Source organism: Shewanella sp. c952 (genome assembly GCF_019654975.1).
Taxonomy (GTDB): domain Bacteria; phylum Pseudomonadota; class Gammaproteobacteria; order Enterobacterales; family Shewanellaceae; genus Shewanella.
Genome location: NZ_BPEW01000012.1, coordinates 50,894 through 68,959, shown reverse-complemented (window position 1 = coordinate 68,959; position 18,066 = coordinate 50,894). Strand labels below are relative to the sequence as shown.

General features: G+C 41.6%; 17 protein-coding genes and 1 riboswitch. All 17 genes read left to right on the top strand.

Features of this window, described 5'->3' with window-relative positions; translation table 11 throughout:
• The first annotated feature begins 252 nt into the window (after positions 1-252).
• Positions 253-2,883, top strand: a complete 2,631-nt coding sequence (nirB, locus tag K5R16_RS10445) for a nitrite reductase large subunit NirB (protein ID WP_220737499.1) — start codon at positions 253-255, stop codon at positions 2,881-2,883.
• Entirely contained in the window at positions 2,880-3,206 is a 327-nt protein-coding gene (nirD, locus tag K5R16_RS10440; RefSeq protein WP_220737498.1) for a nitrite reductase small subunit NirD, read from the top strand. Before nirB ends, nirD begins: the two co-directional genes overlap by 4 nt.
• Positions 3,207-3,221: 15 nt before the next feature.
• Positions 3,222-4,703: a NarK family nitrate/nitrite MFS transporter gene (locus K5R16_RS10435; RefSeq protein ID WP_374758392.1), complete on the top strand. Its 1,482-nt coding sequence runs from the start codon at positions 3,222-3,224 to the stop codon at positions 4,701-4,703.
• A gap of 58 nt (positions 4,704-4,761) precedes the next feature.
• The gene (locus K5R16_RS10430) at positions 4,762-6,558 is read left to right on the top strand and encodes a bifunctional protein-serine/threonine kinase/phosphatase (protein ID WP_220737539.1); all 1,797 of its coding nucleotides are present in this window, start codon (positions 4,762-4,764) and stop codon (positions 6,556-6,558) included.
• A 128-nt stretch (positions 6,559-6,686) separates the two neighbouring features.
• Positions 6,687-7,781 carry a tetratricopeptide repeat protein gene (locus K5R16_RS10425; protein ID WP_220737497.1) on the top strand — a complete coding sequence of 365 codons (1,095 nt, stop codon included), beginning with the start codon at positions 6,687-6,689 and terminating at the stop codon, positions 7,779-7,781.
• Between the two features lie 682 nt (positions 7,782-8,463).
• A complete protein-coding gene (locus K5R16_RS10420; protein WP_220737496.1) occupies positions 8,464-9,099 on the top strand; it encodes a LuxR C-terminal-related transcriptional regulator in 636 nt (211 codons plus the stop codon).
• Positions 9,100-9,336: 237 nt separating this feature from the next.
• Positions 9,337-9,693, top strand: coding sequence for a purine nucleoside phosphoramidase (gene hinT, locus K5R16_RS10415; RefSeq protein ID WP_220737495.1), 357 nt, complete (start codon positions 9,337-9,339; stop codon positions 9,691-9,693).
• The gene (locus tag K5R16_RS10410) at positions 9,690-10,193 is read left to right on the top strand and encodes a PaaI family thioesterase (protein WP_220737494.1); all 504 of its coding nucleotides are present in this window, start codon (positions 9,690-9,692) and stop codon (positions 10,191-10,193) included. Before hinT ends, K5R16_RS10410 begins: the two co-directional genes overlap by 4 nt.
• Positions 10,186-10,656 (top strand): PaaI family thioesterase, encoded by a 471-nt coding sequence (locus K5R16_RS10405; RefSeq protein WP_220737493.1) that lies wholly within the window; start codon positions 10,186-10,188, stop codon positions 10,654-10,656. Before K5R16_RS10410 ends, K5R16_RS10405 begins: the two co-directional genes overlap by 8 nt.
• A 51-nt stretch (positions 10,657-10,707) precedes the next feature.
• Positions 10,708-11,097: a YcfL family protein gene (locus K5R16_RS10400; protein WP_220737492.1), complete on the top strand. Its 390-nt coding sequence runs from the start codon at positions 10,708-10,710 to the stop codon at positions 11,095-11,097.
• A 120-nt stretch (positions 11,098-11,217) separates the two neighbouring features.
• A riboswitch (TPP riboswitch) is annotated at positions 11,218-11,349 on the top strand.
• A 51-nt stretch (positions 11,350-11,400) separates the two neighbouring features.
• Positions 11,401-13,599 (top strand): TonB-dependent receptor, encoded by a 2,199-nt coding sequence (locus K5R16_RS10395; RefSeq protein ID WP_220737491.1) that lies wholly within the window; start codon positions 11,401-11,403, stop codon positions 13,597-13,599.
• 56 nt (positions 13,600-13,655) lie between these two features.
• Positions 13,656-13,916, top strand: a complete 261-nt coding sequence (locus tag K5R16_RS10390; RefSeq protein ID WP_220737490.1) for a hypothetical protein — start codon at positions 13,656-13,658, stop codon at positions 13,914-13,916.
• A gap of 98 nt (positions 13,917-14,014) precedes the next feature.
• Positions 14,015-14,671 (top strand): nicotinamide riboside transporter PnuC, encoded by a 657-nt coding sequence (gene pnuC / locus K5R16_RS10385; RefSeq protein WP_220737489.1) that lies wholly within the window; start codon positions 14,015-14,017, stop codon positions 14,669-14,671.
• Entirely contained in the window at positions 14,671-15,699 is a 1,029-nt protein-coding gene (locus K5R16_RS10380) for a phosphotransferase (protein WP_220737488.1), read from the top strand. Before pnuC ends, K5R16_RS10380 begins: the two co-directional genes overlap by 1 nt.
• Before the next feature lie 139 nt (positions 15,700-15,838).
• A complete protein-coding gene (locus K5R16_RS10375) occupies positions 15,839-16,681 on the top strand; it encodes a DUF6279 family lipoprotein (RefSeq protein WP_220737487.1) in 843 nt (280 codons plus the stop codon).
• Positions 16,682-16,781: 100 nt separating this feature from the next.
• Entirely contained in the window at positions 16,782-17,375 is a 594-nt protein-coding gene (locus tag K5R16_RS10370) for a DoxX family protein (protein ID WP_220737486.1), read from the top strand.
• Between the two features lie 110 nt (positions 17,376-17,485).
• Entirely contained in the window at positions 17,486-18,034 is a 549-nt protein-coding gene (locus K5R16_RS10365; protein WP_220737485.1) for an NAD(P)H nitroreductase, read from the top strand.
• The last annotated feature ends 32 nt before the right edge of the window (positions 18,035-18,066 follow it).

The following is an 18,066-nucleotide window of genomic DNA, read 5'->3' as shown; positions in this document are numbered from 1 at the left end:
TTAAAAGGAAAGTAACGCTGAATGTTAAAGCGCTAATAAAATCAATATATTCAACACGATGACAGCTATTTTTAATGGTGGGAAATTCTGGCACAGTCTTCGCTTCTCCTTAGATAAGTAATTAAGCAGCTGTTTTGATCAGTTTTTACTAGAAATTAAAAATTTGAAGTTTTTTGGCAAAGGCGCCATCTCCTACAGGGAGATTGGCGCCTTTTTGTTGGAAAAATAATTTAAGACACAAAGGGGCAAAGCATGAGAATAGATAAACCCAAGTTAGTGATAGTGGGCAATGGCATGGTTGGTCACCATTTTGTAGAGCAGCTATGTGAGCAACAGCTAAACCGGCATTATGACGTCACGGTTTATGGCGCAGAGAGTTTACCTGCGTACGATAGAGTTCAACTGTCAAAGTATTTCGAAACCAGTAGCGCTGACAGCCTTATGTTAGCGACACAAGCTGACTATGCAGCGCAAGGTGTGTCTTTACACTTAGGTCAACAGGTAAGCAATATCGACCAACAGAATAAGCAGTTACTAGCGAATGGCACGACGGTTTCTTACGACAAGCTTGTATTGGCAACGGGCTCATTTCCTTTTGTCCCGCCGATAAAGGGCAATGAGCGTCGCGATTGTTTAGTTTACCGCACTATTGATGACTTAAAAGCGATTGAACAGGCCGCAATCACGGCTAAATCTGGCGTAGTCATCGGCGGCGGCTTATTGGGGCTTGAAGCGGCAAATGCTCTCAATGCTTTAGGACTCGATACTCATGTGGTTGAGTTTGCGCCGCAGTTGATGTCAGTGCAATTGAACGACAGAGGTAGCGAACTTTTAAAGCAAAAAATTGAAGCGCTAGGGCTTGGAGTGCATTTAAGCAAGGCGACACAAGAGATAGTTGATGGTGAGCGAGCGCAGCATCGACTTAATTTCAGTGATGGCAGTTTTTTAGAAACCGATATGATTGTATTTTCCGCAGGGATCCGTCCTCAAGATGCATTAGCCAGAGAGAGTGGCATCAGCATTGGTGACCGCGGTGGTATTGTTATAGATGACTGCTGTCTTACCTCCGCCAAGGATGTGTACGCCATCGGAGAGTGCGCCTTATGGCAACAACAGATCTTTGGCTTAGTGGCTCCAGGTTATCAAATGGCAAAAGTTGCCGTGTCTCAAATAGCCAAGCATTTACTTGATAACTCATTAGTCTCGTCAACAACTGAGCAGATAACGTTCACTGGTGCAGACATGAGCACTAAGTTAAAGCTGCTCGGGGTTGATGTGGCATCTATCGGCGAGAGCCGTGGATTTGAGAATGCGCAATATGTTGAACTCAGTGATATACAAGCTGGGGTTTATAAAAAGCTTTGGCTTGATGAGACTGGGGAGTATCTACGAGGGGCAGTATTGGTAGGCAATGTTGATGAGTACAGTCATCTACTTAGCCAATACTTGTCGGGAGAAGCATTAGAAGATCCCGCCGTCACATTACTCATGGCTGATGATTCAGCGCCTCTAGCGCTAAAAGACAACGCGATTGTTTGTTCATGTCACCAAGTGACTAAAGCCGACATTGTTGAGCAAGTTGTTGCCGGTAAGCATCAGCTCGCGGAGATAAAAAGTTGCACCAAAGCAGCGTCTGGTTGTGGAGGTTGCGCTGCTGTGGTGCAGCAGATAATTGATGAAACCATGCTGGCACAAGGTTTAGAAACAGAGTCCGGGATCTGTTGCCACTTTGATTACGATCGACAAGCTTTATTTCACCTATGCCAAGTAGAAAATATCAGTGATTTTGAGCAACTTTATCAGCTTCATGCCAAAGACGACGCCTCTCAGTTAGCACTAGGCTGTGATATTTGTAAACCCGTTGCCGCTTCCATTTTTGCCACCTTGGAAAATGAATATGTGCTTAATGAAAAGCACGTAGCCCTTCAAGATAGTAATGATGCATATCTGGGTAACCTACAAAAAGATGGTAGTTACTCAGTGGTGCCGAGAGTTGCTGGTGGCGAGATCACCCCAGATAAACTGATTGCTATGGGGCAGATTGCCAAACGATATGATCTTTATACCAAGATCACCGGCGGCCAACGTATAGACATGTTTGGTGCCGCACTGTCTGACTTGCCAGCCATTTGGTCAGAGCTAATTGCCGTGGGTTTTGAGACAGGACACGCCTATGGTAAATCACTACGCACCGTTAAATCTTGTGTAGGCAATAGCTGGTGCCGTTACGGCGTTCAAGACTCTGTAGGGTTAGCGATTGCGCTAGAAAATCGATACAAAGGCCTTCGTGCACCTCACAAAATAAAGTTTGCCGTTTCTGGCTGTACTCGAGAATGTGCTGAAGCGCAGAGTAAAGATATCGGTGTTATCGCCACAGAAAAGGGCTGGAATCTATTTGTCTGCGGTAACGGAGGAATGCGGCCTAGACATGGCGACCTCTTTGCAACCGATCTATCAACTGAACAACTTGTTAGTTATATCGACAGAATACTCATGTTTTATAGCAAGACAGCTGCGCGATTACAGCGTACGTCGGTGTGGCTTGAGTCGATAGCTGGCGGGCTTGAGTATTTGCAATCTGTGGTGATTAAAGATGCTTTGGGCTTGGCGGATGAATTAGAAAGTCAGATGCACAAAGTGGTTGCCAATTATCAGTGTGAATGGAAAACCAGCTTACAAGATGATGCTTTTCTGCAGCGTTTTAGCGAGTTTATCAATCCTAATGATGACCCTCTAATTGATACAAAACAGTATCAATATCAGCGAGATCAAAAATTCCCTATCAGTTCTGAGGTGCAAACGTTCAGCGCGGTTAATCATAAGCAATCAACAGCAGGTGATATTGCTATCACGCAGTTGGATGAAGAGGAGGTGTTGGTATGAATTGGGTAACTATTTGTGATGAGCAGGCTTTACCGGCCAAAAGAGGTGTCGCTGCGTGGGTTGCAGGTAAGCCTGTGGCGGTTTTCCACCTTGGAGATGCGGGAATTTATGCGATTGATAATGTCGACCCAGCGACGGGTGTGAGCGTGCTATCACGCGGTCTGCTGTGTGAATTAGATAATGAGTTATTTGTTGCTTCACCGCTACATAAGCAACACTACAGCCTAACGACTGGTCGTTGTCTAGAAAATGAAACGCTGAGCGTTGATATTTATGAAATCAAACGTCAATCAGGCAAGATATTAGCGCGATTACTCGCTTAAGGATGAGGGGGAAGTATGAATAGCAAAAATATTGCTGAGACTGGATTTAATCTTTTTTCATTTTCAGGAAAAATGAAAGTGATGCACTTGAGCTGGATGGCGTTTTTTATCACTTTTATGGTTTGGTTTAATGCTGCTCCTTTGCTGAGCGTTATTGCAGATAGCATTGGCCTTAGCAAATCACAGATAAAAACACTGCTTATTCTTAATGTTGCTTTAACTATCCCTGCCCGAGTGCTGATAGGCATGGTAACCGATAAGTATGGGCCAAGACTGGTTTACTCATTGTTGTTGGGGTTTTGCTCCATTCCCTGTTTTATGTTTGCACTCGGGACAACGTTTGAGCAGTTGGCACTCGCGCGTTTCCTACTCGGGTTTATCGGTGCGGGTTTTGTGGTGGGGATCCGCATTGTTAGTGAATGGTTTCCTGCAAAAGAGCTAGGCACCGCCGAGGGGATATATGGTGGTTGGGGTAACTTTGGTTCTGCCGCCGCCGCTTTTACTCTGCCAGCGATTGCACTTGCATTTGGTGGTGCTGACGGATGGCGCTACGCTATTGCTTTAACGGGACTGTTGAGTTTAGCTTTTGCATTTATTTACTATTTCAATGTGACTGATACACCTAAAGGTTCCACTTATTTCAAACCCAAAAAAGCAGGTGCACTTGAAGTTACCAGTAAAGGCGACTTTGTACTTTTACTGGTGATGAAATTACCCATGTACGCCACACTCGCACTGTTGGGTTGGAAGCTATCTCCTGCGGGAGTGAGCATGTTTAGTCATCAAGTTGTTTATGGGATCTATGCGTTACTTTGCTTAGTTTTAATCGTCGATATTTATCAAACCTATCAAGTCAATAAGCAAGTGTTTACCGGCACAGTTCCTGAATTTGAGCGCTATGAATTTAAACAGGTTGCGGTACTCAACGTGTTGTATTTCTCTACATTTGGATCTGAACTGGCAGTCGTGTCAATGTTGCCTCTGTTCTTCGCTGAAACGTTTAACTTAGGCCTAGCGCAGGCGGGATTAGTTGCATCCTCTTATGCATTTATGAACTTGATGTCGCGTCCAGGTGGCGGATGGCTTAGTGATCGTTTTGGCCGCAAATCCACATTGTTAATATTAACTGCAGGCTTAGCGCTAGGCTACTTAGGCGTTGCGCAGATTGATGTTGATTGGGCATTACCCTTAGCCGTCATTATGGTGATGGCATGTTCTTTCTTTGTGCAAGGAGGAGAGGGCGCTGTATTTGCTGCTGTGCCGCTTATTAAACGTCGTTTAACGGGACAGATCGCAGGCATGACTGGGGCTTACGGTAATGTTGGTGCTGTATTTTTCTTAACTGTTTACTCTATGGTATCTACACAAACCTTTTTCTATGTCATTGCTGTGAGTGCGCTAGTTGGGTTTTTAACCGTGTTCTTAATGACGGAGCCAAAAGGCCACATTGCTGAAGTGAATGAAAAGGGAGAAGTAACCCTAATAAGTGTTAATTAGAAGGGGCTCAATGAGTATGGTTGCGAAAGTTATGGTTGCTAATGATCTCAATGACACAATGGCCTCATTGGCCACGAGTCATGATATTGCACGCCACAAGCAAAAGCACTGTTTAGTCATTAAGGCTGGTCAGTATTCTGATAAAGGCGTTAAAACAGCCAATGAAGATGCCATTGGGATCCGTATTCCTAGTGGCCTAATGTTAACGACAAAAGGGGTTGTTGCAGCTATCAGTGACGGTGTGAGTACCGCCGAGGGCGGCGCGGCAGCATCTGCTATTAGCGTGAGTAATTTTCTCGCTGACTATTACTCAACACCTGATCTTTGGTCAGTAAAAAAATCAAGTACGCAAGTATTAACAGCGTTGAATCGCTGGCTTTATGGATTGGGACAAGATTATCGAGATGCACGCAGAGGCTATGTCTGTACCTTTAGTGCATTGGTTTTTAAATCTCGTCATTTGCACCTTTTTCATGTAGGAGATTCAAGAGTTTACCGCTACCGTGATGGTAAATTGGAAAGGCTAAGCCACGACCACACCAGCATAGTGGGCAATAATCAGTGTTACCTTGCCCGAGCGTTGGGGCTAGATGTTAATGTTGAGGTGGACTATCGCATGTTAGCGCTAGAGGAGGGAGACTTATACCTGTTAACGACTGACGGTTTGCATGATGTTGTAACAGACTTTGAAATAGAGAAGAAATTAGCGCGAGTTCATCAAACTCAACAAAGCAGTCGTTTTAGCAAACATTTCACTGATGAAAAGTGTGATAGATTTTGCCATGAATTGGTAAATACAGCCCTCAAAACCGGCTCCCAAGACAATGTTAGTTGTCAGTTACTAGGAATTGGCACTTTACCAGAGCAATCCATTGATGAAGTGTATCAGCATCTTTCTAGGTTGCCTTTCCCACCACCACTAAGTGTTGGAATGAAGCTCGACGGCTATATCGTGGTAGATGTTTTGCATCAAAGCCAAAGAAGCCAAGTCTATCTCGTCAAAAATCAGCAAGGTGATTTATTGTGTATGAAAACGCCTTCAGTTAACTATCTAGATGATGCAGCTTATATAGAACGGTTTCTATTAGAAAGCTGGATAGGAAAACGAATTAATAGTCCCCATGTGGTTTCAATTATAGAGCGTGATAAACGGAAATCTGCGCTTTACTACTTAACTGAATACCTCGATGGACAGTTATTAAGCCAATGGATAAAGCATAACCCGACGCCAGATATACAAGAGGTGTTGGCTCTGTTAAAGCAATTAGAAATGGGAGTGAGAGCGTTTCATCGTAAAGAAACATTACATCAAGATCTAAAACCTGACAACTTAGTATTGACCAAAAATGGCCAGCTTAAAATCATTGATTTTGGTTCATGTTATATTAAAGGCATTGCTGAGATCTCCAGTCCTCTTGAGCGAGACAGAATACTTGGAACAGCTGATTACTCTGCGCCGGAAAGTATTCTTGGTTATCAAGTGACCCAAAGCACTGACCTCTACTCTATTGCCGTCATCGCTTTTGAAATGCTAACGGGTCAGTTACCTTTTAATGGTAAGCAGCAGGCCTGCAAATCCAAATTAGATTTTGTAAGGCTTGAGTATATTCCAAGTTATGAGATTAACCCTTTGATCCCCATCTGGATGGATGATGCTCTTAAAAAGGCGCTGAGTTTGACACCTGAACAACGTCAAGCGGACTGCAGTGAATGGCTCTTTGAAATGACTGAGCCGGTAAAGACATGGCAACGTTCAGTGGGTAAACCTGCATTAATAGAGCGTAACCCGCTGCTATTCTGGCGTTCATTGAGCCTGTTGCTGGGGTTAGCTGTGGTGCTACTTGCGCTATTCTGAGCTTGCTTACCGTACTGTTGTAGTTAGCATCTGCTTGGTATATCTTTGAATATATGGAGATCACAATGTAAATGGAACTTATGAAGTACTTGTTGTTAGTATGCTTTATTGTGAGCGGTTGCCAGACAATGTCTGCTCCGACTAAACAGCCTGCTCAGATGCCGATATTAGCGTATGAAGTAGATGCCAGTGATTATGAAATACCTGAGCCTGAAAGCTTATTTTCTTTAACTACTGAGCAAGTTGCAGAGTTTAAGCGCTTTCAATTACAGAGTGATGTCGACACATTACTCCCGTTTCAACAGGTCAAACATTTTCTTGAAAAACGCTTGGTCAACTTTAACTATGAAGGCAAAAACTACAGTGCTGCAGAGGCGCTAGAACTGAACCAAGGTAACTGTATGTCCTTGGCTCTTTTAACCTATGCCATCGCTAGCGAGTTTCAAGTCGATATATCATTTCAACAGCTACATACCATGCCTGTTTTACTTGATGTAACAGACCGATACTCTGTAACGTCAGATCATGTTAGAACATTTCTTTATGAGAGCAGTAATGATGAAAGCAACACGTTATTTTCTGCTAACAAAAGCGTTGTAATAGACTACTTTCCCAGTCGTTATGACAGAGGTGGAAAAATGGTTGATACCGATGAGTTCTTCGCGATGCTGTATCGAAATTTAGCTGCGGATGCATTGTTCAGTGATGACTTACCACTAGCCTATTTATTACTTAAGAAAAGCTTATCTTTTAGCAAGGCATATGCGCCATCTATTAATATGTTGGCAGTTGTTTTACGCCGATTAGGCGATGTAGAAACCGCTGAGAGCTTGTATCGATATGGATTAGAGGTTTCAGAAGATAAAGTAACTTTGTTGAGTAATTATCATTATTTGCTGGTTCGCCAAGGTCGCATAGTTGAAGCCTTAGCAGTGAAGAACCAATTGCTTGTATTAGATGATACCAGCCCGTATAAATGGTATTTAGTGGCACAAGATTCGATAGCTGCTGCAGACTATTTAAGTGCAAAAGTGTACCTCAACAAATTTATCGATAACACATATTACTTTCATAAAGCGTATTTTGATTTAGCAAAGGTTCATTTTAAACTTGATGAACCAGAGCTGGCCAAAAAAGCACTCCGCAAAGCACTCGATTATACGGAGTTACCCGAGAACCAACAGCGTTATCAAGCTAAGCTAGCATGGCTAAAGTCACGTTAACGGTTGCTCGTATTAACGCCAAGCTTTAATCTGAAATAGAGTTTTTAAATTAAAAACTCTATTTTCATATCTCATAGCGTTTTATTCAAAAACGAGTAAGTAGAGTTGTTTTAGTTGATAAAGTGATAGCAAGTATTCTGTCATTATATTGTAATTAATAACTATTTGTTCTAATGGCATGGGGGGCTGAATTTATGAGGCTGAAAATTAAAACATGAATTATTTTCTTGTTTTTAAGTAGTATACCCTGTTAATTGTAATGCTTTTTTACAAGAGAGATATTAAAAAATTTTGAGTTACATTATTTTATATAAACTATCTCTGCTTTTTGATCTTATACTATAAATATCTATAAATCAGTGGTTTAGTGGTTGTTATATGTGAGAGCTGCTCTTTCATACTATCGGTATTAAGTTTACCTGATAGGTATCGTTAAGTGTTCTAGGTCTATTTCTGTAAATATATAATTTCACTTTAATGTTATTCATTGTAGCGAGTCAGTCATTAGTGCTAGCTATATAGTTGTATTAGCTACATATATAGGCATTGGAGACTGACGCAGTGTTAGCAGCTTAAACATTAGAATATTTCAATATTTAATTCTTTTCGTTCGTTTATTATCTTTAATGTGTATTACACTTATACACACAAGGATTGTTATACGAAAAACATGGAGAGTAGGATGTTTAAGGTTATGCACTGGGTTATGGTTACCCGCTCACAAATATTAGTTGATCTGCTTAATTCTCGTTGGCCCCAACAGTTTTTAGTCAAAATTCATAATGTTGCACCAGATAATATTATTGATAATTTTACTGAGAACCGTGTTGGTCTAGTGCTAATCGATCTTTCAAGTGTAGATATTCAAAAGGCATATCAAATCCAGAAAAAATTAGATAAAGAGCGCAGTGGCGTAAGGGTGGTGTTTATACATTACCCTCAGCAAGTCGATGCACGTTTTTTAGTACAGCATAATATCACCGCAGGTGTGTTCTACTCTGATGCAACCTTGGACAGCATAGGTATTGGAATGTCTAAAATTGTGCAAGGACAAACTGCAATCCCTGATGAGTTTAATCGTGCGCATTTAAATAATGTTGAAGAAGATGAAGAGTCTGATACGTTAACAATGCGAGAGCGAGAGGTATTGCAGGTATTGCGATCTGGCAGTACTAATATTGATATTGCAAATCAATTATTTGTAAGTGAAAGTACCATTAAAACTCATCTCTATAGAGCCTTTAGAAAAATAGGTGTATCGAGCCGTGGTCAAGCGATCGCATGGGCGCAAACGAACATGCATGAAGTGGTGTTGTAATTAGCATCATTTAAGCTGATTTCATTAGCGCTTACCTAAGCGCAACACCGATACATTGATCTTAGATTTTGTCGCTTTTATGTATGGCGACATTAAGTTTATTTATTTTAGCCTTTATCACTACACAATTGCTCTTATCCATACTTAGTTTGCTGTTTGTACGCTAAAATTCGTCAATCGCTTGATGCGCTTTTTCGAGTATACTAGTACATAACTTATGTTAATGAGGACAGCAAAGTGGCCGAAGAAACCATATTCAGTAAAATTATTCGACGTGAGATCCCTGCAGATATTCTATTCCAAGATGAGCTGGTAACTGCGTTTAGAGACATTAGTGCTCAAGCTCCTACCCATATTCTAATCATTCCTAACCACCTTATCCCTACAGCAAACGATATAAAAGCATCTGATGAAAAGGCGCTTGGAAGAATGATGTCTGTAGCGGCTAAGTTAGCGCAAGAAGAGGGAATTGCTGAAGATGGTTATCGATTGATCATGAACTGCAATGAACACGCTGGACAAGAGGTGTTTCATATTCATATGCACCTAGTTGGAGGCCACTCATTAGGCCCTATGTTGAGTAAAAACCGATGAAAGAAACTGCCGATGTTTTCCCGTTAACGGAGATGGCAAGTCGATTTGTAGCGCAGCTCACACAATGCCAAAAGTTAAAACTGAAAGTGCTGGAAGGCAGTAGCAAACATGTCCTGATGGAGCTTCCCTATGACACTCAACTTATCGGTTATCCAGATACTGGCGTCATTCATGGCGGTGTTATCACAACCTTAATGGATACTGCTAGTGGTTGCGCCGTTGTTTGCTCTATTTTTGATAAGTTTCGCTCGTTAGAAATTTCACCAACGCTCGATCTTAGAGTTGATTACATGAAACCTGCAGAGCCTTTTAAACCAGTATACGGCTTCGCCCAGTGCTATAAATTGTCATCTAGCGTTGCTTTTACTCGAGCGATTGCTTATCAAGACTCTATAGATGATCCGATTGCCCATGCGGTGGGTTCATTTATGCGTATTAGCCCCGAAATGGTCGGTGAAGAGTTTAGACAGGCTTTAATGGGGGAACCACGTAATGACTAACCCAAGCGCTGATGAGTGTGAACAAGCCAAGCTCGATGTAAAAAGTATTATTCGTAAAGCCACAGAGCTCAATGATTTTGGCCATCTACTTGAACATGTCCCCTATGCAAAATTCATTGGCATGGAAGTCGATCGGTTTGGTGACGAGTTAATTTTTAAACTACCCGCAAACGATGACAATATTGGTAACCCTGTATTGCCGGCACTTCATGGTGGTGTTATTGCGGGCTTCATGGAGATGTCCGCAATCGTTCAATTAATGGTATTTATGCAAACCAGTAAAGTGCCTAAAGTTGTCGATTTTTCAATTGATTATTTAAGGGCTGGTTATCATAAAGATAGCTTTGCAGAGTGTAAAATAACCCGCCAAGGTCGACGAGTGGCAAATGTGAGTATTAATTGTTGGCAGACTAACCGTAAGCATTTAATCGCAACCGCAAGAGCACATTTCTTAATCGATTAAACTAGCTTATTCTTGTATTAACAATCAAAGAGTATATTTCAGGGGACTAATATGAAAAAACTGATCCTAGGCTTGTTTACCGCCTTACTTGTAACGGCTTGTGCGCCACATACTGCAGGCTTGATGGCTGGTTCAAAAGGCGAAGTCCGAATAGATAACAGTACCTTTGGTAAAGAGGTCGAAGTTCAAAGCGTAATGGCTCGTCCTGAGGGAGGCTTTCTACAAGGCAGTGGAACGATTATCAGCAAAGTCTCTACAGATTTACGCCTACAGTATAAATTTACTTGGTTCGATACTAGCGGTATGACAATCGATGATGAAGGTGTCAGTTGGAAATCGGTAAAGCTTCACGGTAAGCAACAACTACAAGTCTCAGCCGTTGCACCAAATGCTAATGCTAGTCGTTTTGAATTGTACGTAAGAAAAGCATTTTCAAATTAAGCGTTAACCGCTCAGGTTCACATATGTTAATAAAACGTCAGTAGATCTGGCGTTTTTTTATGCGAAACGTTCAAGTAACGCAAGAAGGGTGTCATGGTTTTGTAAAATTCATGTATAATCAGTCGCGCCAAGGGGTGTTAAAGTCTATAGAGCGAAAGTTGTAATTTTATAGGCTTAACTGAGATGTTGAAAAACAAACCCTTTGAACCTGATCCGGCTAATACCGGCGTAGGAATGGGCCACAATTCATTTCCCGATCGCTTCTTTATGTTGCCGGATCTCAAAATTAAAATTTGAGGTCCTATGTTATATCCAAAAGTTTATTCTCCTGTTGCGCTAGCTGTTATGTCAGCGCTTATTTCACAACCTGCACTGTCTGAAACCAGCACCGATACGCCTCACGACGAAATGGAAGTGATGGTTGTTACTTCCGATTTTCGTGGTACTAGCTTAGATAAAATGCCATCGAGTGTTACCGTCATCGATCAACAGCAAATTGAAGATGAAGGTGCGCAGCACTTTGAAGATGTTTTAAATTCAATTGCCAATTTTAACTGGTCTGGTGGCAGCTCACGTCCTAAGTATTTCCAAATACGCGGTGTCGGTGAACAAGAAGAGTACCAAGGTGCACCTAACTCCTCTGTAGGCTTTATTGTAGATGATATCGACCTATCAGGTTTGGGCATGGTTTCGAGCATGTACGACCTGCAGCAGGTAGAAGTGCTGCGAGGCCCTCAGGGGACGCAGTATGGTGCCAACGCGTTAGCCGGTCTTATCTACCTTAAGAGTAATGATCCAACTGATGTGTTTGAAAACGGCGCCGAGGTTTCACTTGGCGATGATAACTTGCAAACTTTTAGCGGCTTTAGCTCTGGTCCACTGACAGATTCTGGAAATCTACTCTATCGAGTGTCACTACAACAACACCAGCAAGATGGCTATAGAGATAACCTCTATCTTGGCGTGAGTGATACTAATAAACGCGATGAGTTTACCGGGCGAGCAAAATTGCGCTGGTACGCCACTGAAGATTTAGAGATTGATCTAACCTTTTTACACGCAAACTATAATAATGGTTATGATGCATGGACATTAGATAATAATGGTTTCGATACATTAACTGATGCTCCTGGTGTTGATAAGCAAAAGACCACTGGTAGTTCTTTAAAATTTACCTACACAGGCACTGAAAAATTTGAGATCACCTCTTTAACGTCGTTTGCCAGCTCTGATACTCGCCATAACTACGATGGCGATTGGGCTAATCCTGATTACTGGGCAAGTAAAACATGTGCAGAATATGACGATGATTGGAATGAGATTGGCAGTGCACCATGTGTATATGATTACACTTGGGATAAAGAAGGCGATAGAACAACTTTCACTCAAGAATTTAGGTTTAGCTCCAATGAGTCTGGCAGGATTTTTTCAGATACTACCGACTGGTTGATTGGCGTTTATGCCATGAATTTAGATGAAAAAAATGCGCTAGAATCTTTTTACAACGGATTCCCTGATGAGTCTGTTGATTCTGACTATGAAGCAACTAATTATGCTGTGTTTGGACAATTAGATAGCCAGCTTGGAAATGATTATTTTCTATCTGTTGGTTTGCGAGTCGAAGAACGAGATGTAGAGTATAACGAAACTCGTTTGATTGATGATGAGTTTAAAAATGCTAGATATACCCCAAATGAGACTATGTGGGGCGGTCATATTGCGTTAAGTAAGGCTTTGTCTGCCAATCATGAATCATACATTCGAGTGGCTCGTGGTTATAAAGCTGGCGGTTTTAATATGGCTTTACCAGATCAGTTAGCAGATAAAACGGAATACGATACAGAAATTCTATATAACTACGAATTAGGATTGAAATCGACGTGGTTTAATGGACTAGCAAATACAAATTTAGCTGTCTTCTACATGGATAGACAAGACCAGCAAGTCGCTGCTTCGCAACAGGATTCAGAGAATCAACAGCGATTCTATTTATATACGGAAAACGCAGGTAGTTCTCATAACTATGGTGCAGAGCTAGACGGTACTTGGTATGCAACCGATAATTTAAGCATCTACGGCAGCATAGGTTGGCTAGAAACTGCTTACGGTGACTATGAATATTACGTTGACGAAGATACTACGGTCGATCTATCTGGTAGAGAGTTAGCCCATTCGCCAAACTTTACCTTCAGTGTTGGCGGAACTTATCGTACTGACTCTGGCTGGTTTGCTAACGTAAATGCTAGTGGAAAAAGCGATTTCTACTATTCAGATAGTAATGAATCAAAATCAGATACCTATCAAATTTTTAATGCCAAAATAGGCTATGAAGCAGATATGTGGTCAGCGTACCTTTGGGGACGTAATCTATTTGATGAAAAGTATGGTGTTCGTGGGTTCTATTTCGGCAATGAGCCTGATTTAGGCTGGGCAGATAAGCAATATATACGCTATGGTGATCCGCGTCAGCTAGGACTGACAGTAAACGTTAAGTTTATGTAATTACTGAGTATTAAGTTTAAATCTTGTTACACGTTATCAATATTAAGGTCATCAATATGAAGTTAACAGCAGAGATAAGTTGTTATCCATTACAAGACAACTATTTGGACCCAATAAAGTGGTTTATTGGCCGAGTCGATAGCTACGACAATATCCATCGCGTGACTAACGCAATGGCGACTCAAGTGTGTGGTGAATATGCTGAAGTCATGGCAATGTTGGCAACCGAGATGGAAGCCGCTCACGAGAAGTGGGGCAAAGCCGTATTTGTGTGTAAGTTTATTGGTGGTGAGTTAGATCTGAGCCATAGTGAATAACCAAATGTGTTAAATAGAACAAGCCACAGAGTATTCATTATGCTTTGTGGCTTTTTATTTTTTGCTTTAAAAATTTTTTAATAGAGAGATATGGTTTCATGGCAGATTTTTGGCTATTGATAAATGAAGGCTTTGCAGGCGTGTTTAATGATGCTCAAGCACTTACTGGCTGGGAAGCTATCGCGGTATTACTAGCATTGGCTTATCTTATTTTTGCCATGAAGGGCAGCGTTTGGTGTTGGCCAGCAGCATTGACCAGCACGGCAATTTATACTGTGCTATTTTGGAAAGTCTCTTTGCTGATGGAGTCGGTATTAAACGTTTATTATATGGCAATGGCGGTCTATGGTTATTGGATGTGGACTAAAGGTGGCAAGGCTCATGAAGGGGTTAATATTGTCTCCTGGAGCTTGTCGACTCATCTAAAGCTTATTGCTGGAACAAGCTTAATGTCAGTTGTTATTGGCTACTTTATGGCTAATCAGACTCAAGCCTCTTTCCCTTATTTAGACGCAGCAACCACATGCTTTGCCGTCATGAGTACATTCTTAGTGGCAAAAAAGGTGCTAGAGAACTGGATCTACTGGTTTGTGATTGATGCCGTTTCTATTTATCTGTATGTCAGTAAAGGCTTGATGTTGACTGCTGCACTGTTCGTCTTTTATGTGGTTATGGTGGTGTTTGGTTACTTTATGTGGCGAAGAAAAATGAACGCTCAACAAGGCAATGTTGCAATGTCACCAGGAATTGCCTAGTGAGTGAATCGCTTAAGCAAGAGTTGGCACACTACCTCACTGTAGTTGGGCTAAGTCAGGTAAGCGTGATAGCGTCGCTAACTCAAGGACTGAGTAACCGTAACTATTATGTTCGAGGGATACACTCTAGCAAAGACAGTGAGTCTGAATGGGTATTAAGGCTTAATAGTTGGGCAAGTACGCAGATCTGTGACCGACGCAGTGAGGTCGCTGCATGGCGCGATGCCAGTGAAGCAGGTTTTGCGCCTAATATTGTGTATATAAGCCCAGAGAAAGAATTCTATTTGAGTCAGTTTGTTGCACAAAATGAAAATCGTAGCTGGAGTGATCTGAATAGTGCCAATGGCTCGCACCCTATATCAAATGTCGCGGAAAGTTGGCCCAAAGCTGAACAGCTACTGCTGCAACTACTGAATGGTTTGAAAGAGCTACCAATACCTAAAAATGTTATCACAGTAGAACAACAGTGGCAGATCTATTATTCACGCTTGAGCCAAATGCAACAGCAATTGCTCCTTCTGCAGTGTGACTCTTCTCCATCATTAGCTGCTTGGTTACACCAGTTTGACCTGTTACTTGCACAAACCGATGCCGTTTCAGAGATGCTTTTTTTGCATGAACGGTGTTTAATTAATAACCAATTTAGCCACCGGGATTTAAATCCATTTAATATTCTGGTTGTGCAAGACAAACTTAACTGTATCGACTTTGAATATGCTTGTAGCTCACATCCGTTATGCGATCTAGCATCTGTTATTTCAAGCCACTCGCTGTCATCAAAGCAGCGACAATGGTTAATTGAACGTTATTTAAATAATCAATCAAATCTTAACCATCATGCGCAAAAGGCGATACCAGCAGCGGTGGATCTCTATTGGGTCTTTGCCGTTTGTTGGGCACTGCAAATGGCTTTTGATAGCATGACTATCGATGGAAAACTCAATGCTGACACAGATAAAATCAAACAGGCTGAGAGCTATTTAGGTTGTGCTCGTCAATATCAGACATTGATTGGTAGCTGCTCTTAACTATTTTGAGCTGCATCGGTTCTATCTAATCGTTACTTAGCCATGATTGATGGAGTCTACAACGGTTATACATTTTGTTACTAGACCACAAACCAAACCATGTTCTATGCTAGATGAAAGCATCTTAATGGGGTCATTGGTGAAAAAACTCGGTTTATGGCTGTTTATTCTTATTATGTTTGCTGGCTGTTCCACTAAGGTTGGCTACTATTTTCTCGACTGGGCTATCGAGTGGAAACTAGAAGAGTATGTCACGTTAAATGATGAGCAACAGCAGCTGTTTGAAGTCGCATTAGATGAGTTTTTAGTTTGGCATCGCGCTCAAGAACTCCGCCGTTATCAAGCTCAACTGTCTCAGCTATTAGCTGAATTTAATCACCAGAGTTTTACCCTACAATCGTGGAATGACCACGTTGTTTCTGCAAAATCACACTGGACTAGAGTGTTTGATTTTGTTGAGCCATCCATAGTACCTATTATCAGTTCATTGTCTGATGAACAAGTCGAACAAATTATCGCTCAATTAAGAGTTGAAGAAAAAGAGCTTAATAAAAAGTACTTAGGTAAGGACCAAGCTGCGCTCGTACAGATGGCAGACGAGCGCATTGAGAAACGAATTAAGAAGTGGATGGGCAAGCTCACTCCGACTCAAAAATCAGCGATACATGAATACAATACTGCCCGCAGCGACACATTAGACATGTGGCTAGAGTATCGTCACGACTGGATCCGCCTATTTTCTCAAGCTTTAAAAAATCGCCGTAACCAAGTCGCGCTTTCCCATAGCCTAACCTTATTAATGACTCAACCTGAAACCGTAAAATCCAAAGCTTACAAAGCGGTGCTTGATAACAATTCAAAAATGTTTGGCGAGCTTATAATCAAGCTCGAAGCACTCGCCAGTACAAAACAAAAACAGCGGTTTAATAAAAAATTGAATACACTCATTACAGAGATTACTGAAATTAGCCAAGAAGATTAGCGCTCATATTATCGATATGGTTTAGCTTAATCGATGACTGATGAAAGATTGTTATTGTTGTTAGGGTCTATTGAAGTAATAGAATATACGAGGGATTGACATGCAACTTGCACAACTATATCAAAAGTTTTTGAACACCATACGCTACGCTGAAGGGATTGCACCACTTGCATTGAGGTTATATTTGGCACCAGTACTCATGCAGGCTGGTTATAATAAATTATCCCACTTTAGCGATACGGCTGCATGGTTTGGTAATCCTGACTGGGGTCTCGGTTTGCCTTTTCCTGAGTTAATGGTTGTATTGGCAGCGGGTACCGAATTTGTCGGTGGGGGGCTACTAATATTAGGGTTAGCGACACGCCTAATTGCTATTCCGTTGTCTTTTACCATGTTAGTTGCCGCTTTTGCTGTGCATTGGGACAATGGTTGGTTAGCGATTGCAGATGCCAGCTCTTGGCTCGCGAATGAAAGTGTATTGGCGTCTGCTGAGAAGCTAGACAAAGCAAAGGAGATTTTGCAACAAAACGGCAATTATGAATGGTTAACCAGCTCAGGCAATATTGTTGTATTAAACAACGGTATTGAATTTGCGGTCACGTATCTGTTTATGTTGATGGCGCTGATCTTTATGGGAGGAGGCCGCTATACAAGCCTTGATTATTATATTGCAAAGAAAAACCAGATTGTTTAATAACTGAAACTGAACCTTTTATTAAATCCCACCAAATAGGTGGGATTTTTTTTATGGGCTTGCTACTCTCAACGTAGTTACCTATTTTTCACAGTTTTAAGGACAATCTGTTGGACGCATTAACGCTTTTATTGACGAGACAATCCACCCCACGCCTTATCGCTCCAGCTCCTACTGATGAGCAGCTTAAGAATATTATGGACGCAGGAGCACGGGTTCCTGATCATGCTGGTTTAACACCTTGGGAATTTATTATTGCTACTGGTGACGGACTTGAACGCCTTGGAACTATTTTTGCCAAAGCCTCTCAATTAAAAGGTGCAGAGGAAGAGTTTATCGCTAAGACCAAGAATATGCCATTAAGAGCACCTATGGTCATCACCGTGGTTGCTAAAGTAAAACAACACCCCAAGGTACCTGAATTTGAACAACATCTTGCTGCCGGTTGCGCAGCAATGGCAATGCAGCAGGCTGCATTTGCGCAAGGGCTTGGCGCCATTTGGCGCACAGGTGCGTTAGCCTTCGATAGAAACGTGCATCAATCCTTGAGCCTTGATGAAACTGATCAGATTGTTGGATTTCTTTATCTAGGTACCGCGGCACTAAAAGCAAATATAAAGCCGACAAAAGCAGGATTAAACTTTGCGCGGTATATTTAGCAAATCGCTATGCAAAGAGATAATCAGTAATA

Coding starts and splice junctions, on each gene's coding strand:
- pnuC (WP_220737489.1), top strand. CDS start 14,015: ATGGCAGATTTTTGGCTATTGATAAATGAAGGCTTTGCAGGCGTGTTT.
- K5R16_RS10370 (WP_220737486.1), top strand. CDS start 16,782: ATGCAACTTGCACAACTATATCAAAAGTTTTTGAACACCATACGCTAC.
- nirD (WP_220737498.1), top strand. CDS start 2,880: ATGAATTGGGTAACTATTTGTGATGAGCAGGCTTTACCGGCCAAAAGA.
- K5R16_RS10420 (WP_220737496.1), top strand. CDS start 8,464: ATGTTTAAGGTTATGCACTGGGTTATGGTTACCCGCTCACAAATATTA.
- K5R16_RS10390 (WP_220737490.1), top strand. CDS start 13,656: ATGAAGTTAACAGCAGAGATAAGTTGTTATCCATTACAAGACAACTAT.
- K5R16_RS10400 (WP_220737492.1), top strand. CDS start 10,708: ATGAAAAAACTGATCCTAGGCTTGTTTACCGCCTTACTTGTAACGGCT.
- K5R16_RS10430 (WP_220737539.1), top strand. CDS start 4,762: ATGGCCTCATTGGCCACGAGTCATGATATTGCACGCCACAAGCAAAAG.
- K5R16_RS10395 (WP_220737491.1), top strand. CDS start 11,401: ATGTTATATCCAAAAGTTTATTCTCCTGTTGCGCTAGCTGTTATGTCA.
- K5R16_RS10435 (WP_374758392.1), top strand. CDS start 3,222: ATGAATAGCAAAAATATTGCTGAGACTGGATTTAATCTTTTTTCATTT.
- K5R16_RS10405 (WP_220737493.1), top strand. CDS start 10,186: ATGACTAACCCAAGCGCTGATGAGTGTGAACAAGCCAAGCTCGATGTA.
- nirB (WP_220737499.1), top strand. CDS start 253: ATGAGAATAGATAAACCCAAGTTAGTGATAGTGGGCAATGGCATGGTT.
- K5R16_RS10425 (WP_220737497.1), top strand. CDS start 6,687: ATGTCTGCTCCGACTAAACAGCCTGCTCAGATGCCGATATTAGCGTAT.
- K5R16_RS10410 (WP_220737494.1), top strand. CDS start 9,690: ATGAAAGAAACTGCCGATGTTTTCCCGTTAACGGAGATGGCAAGTCGA.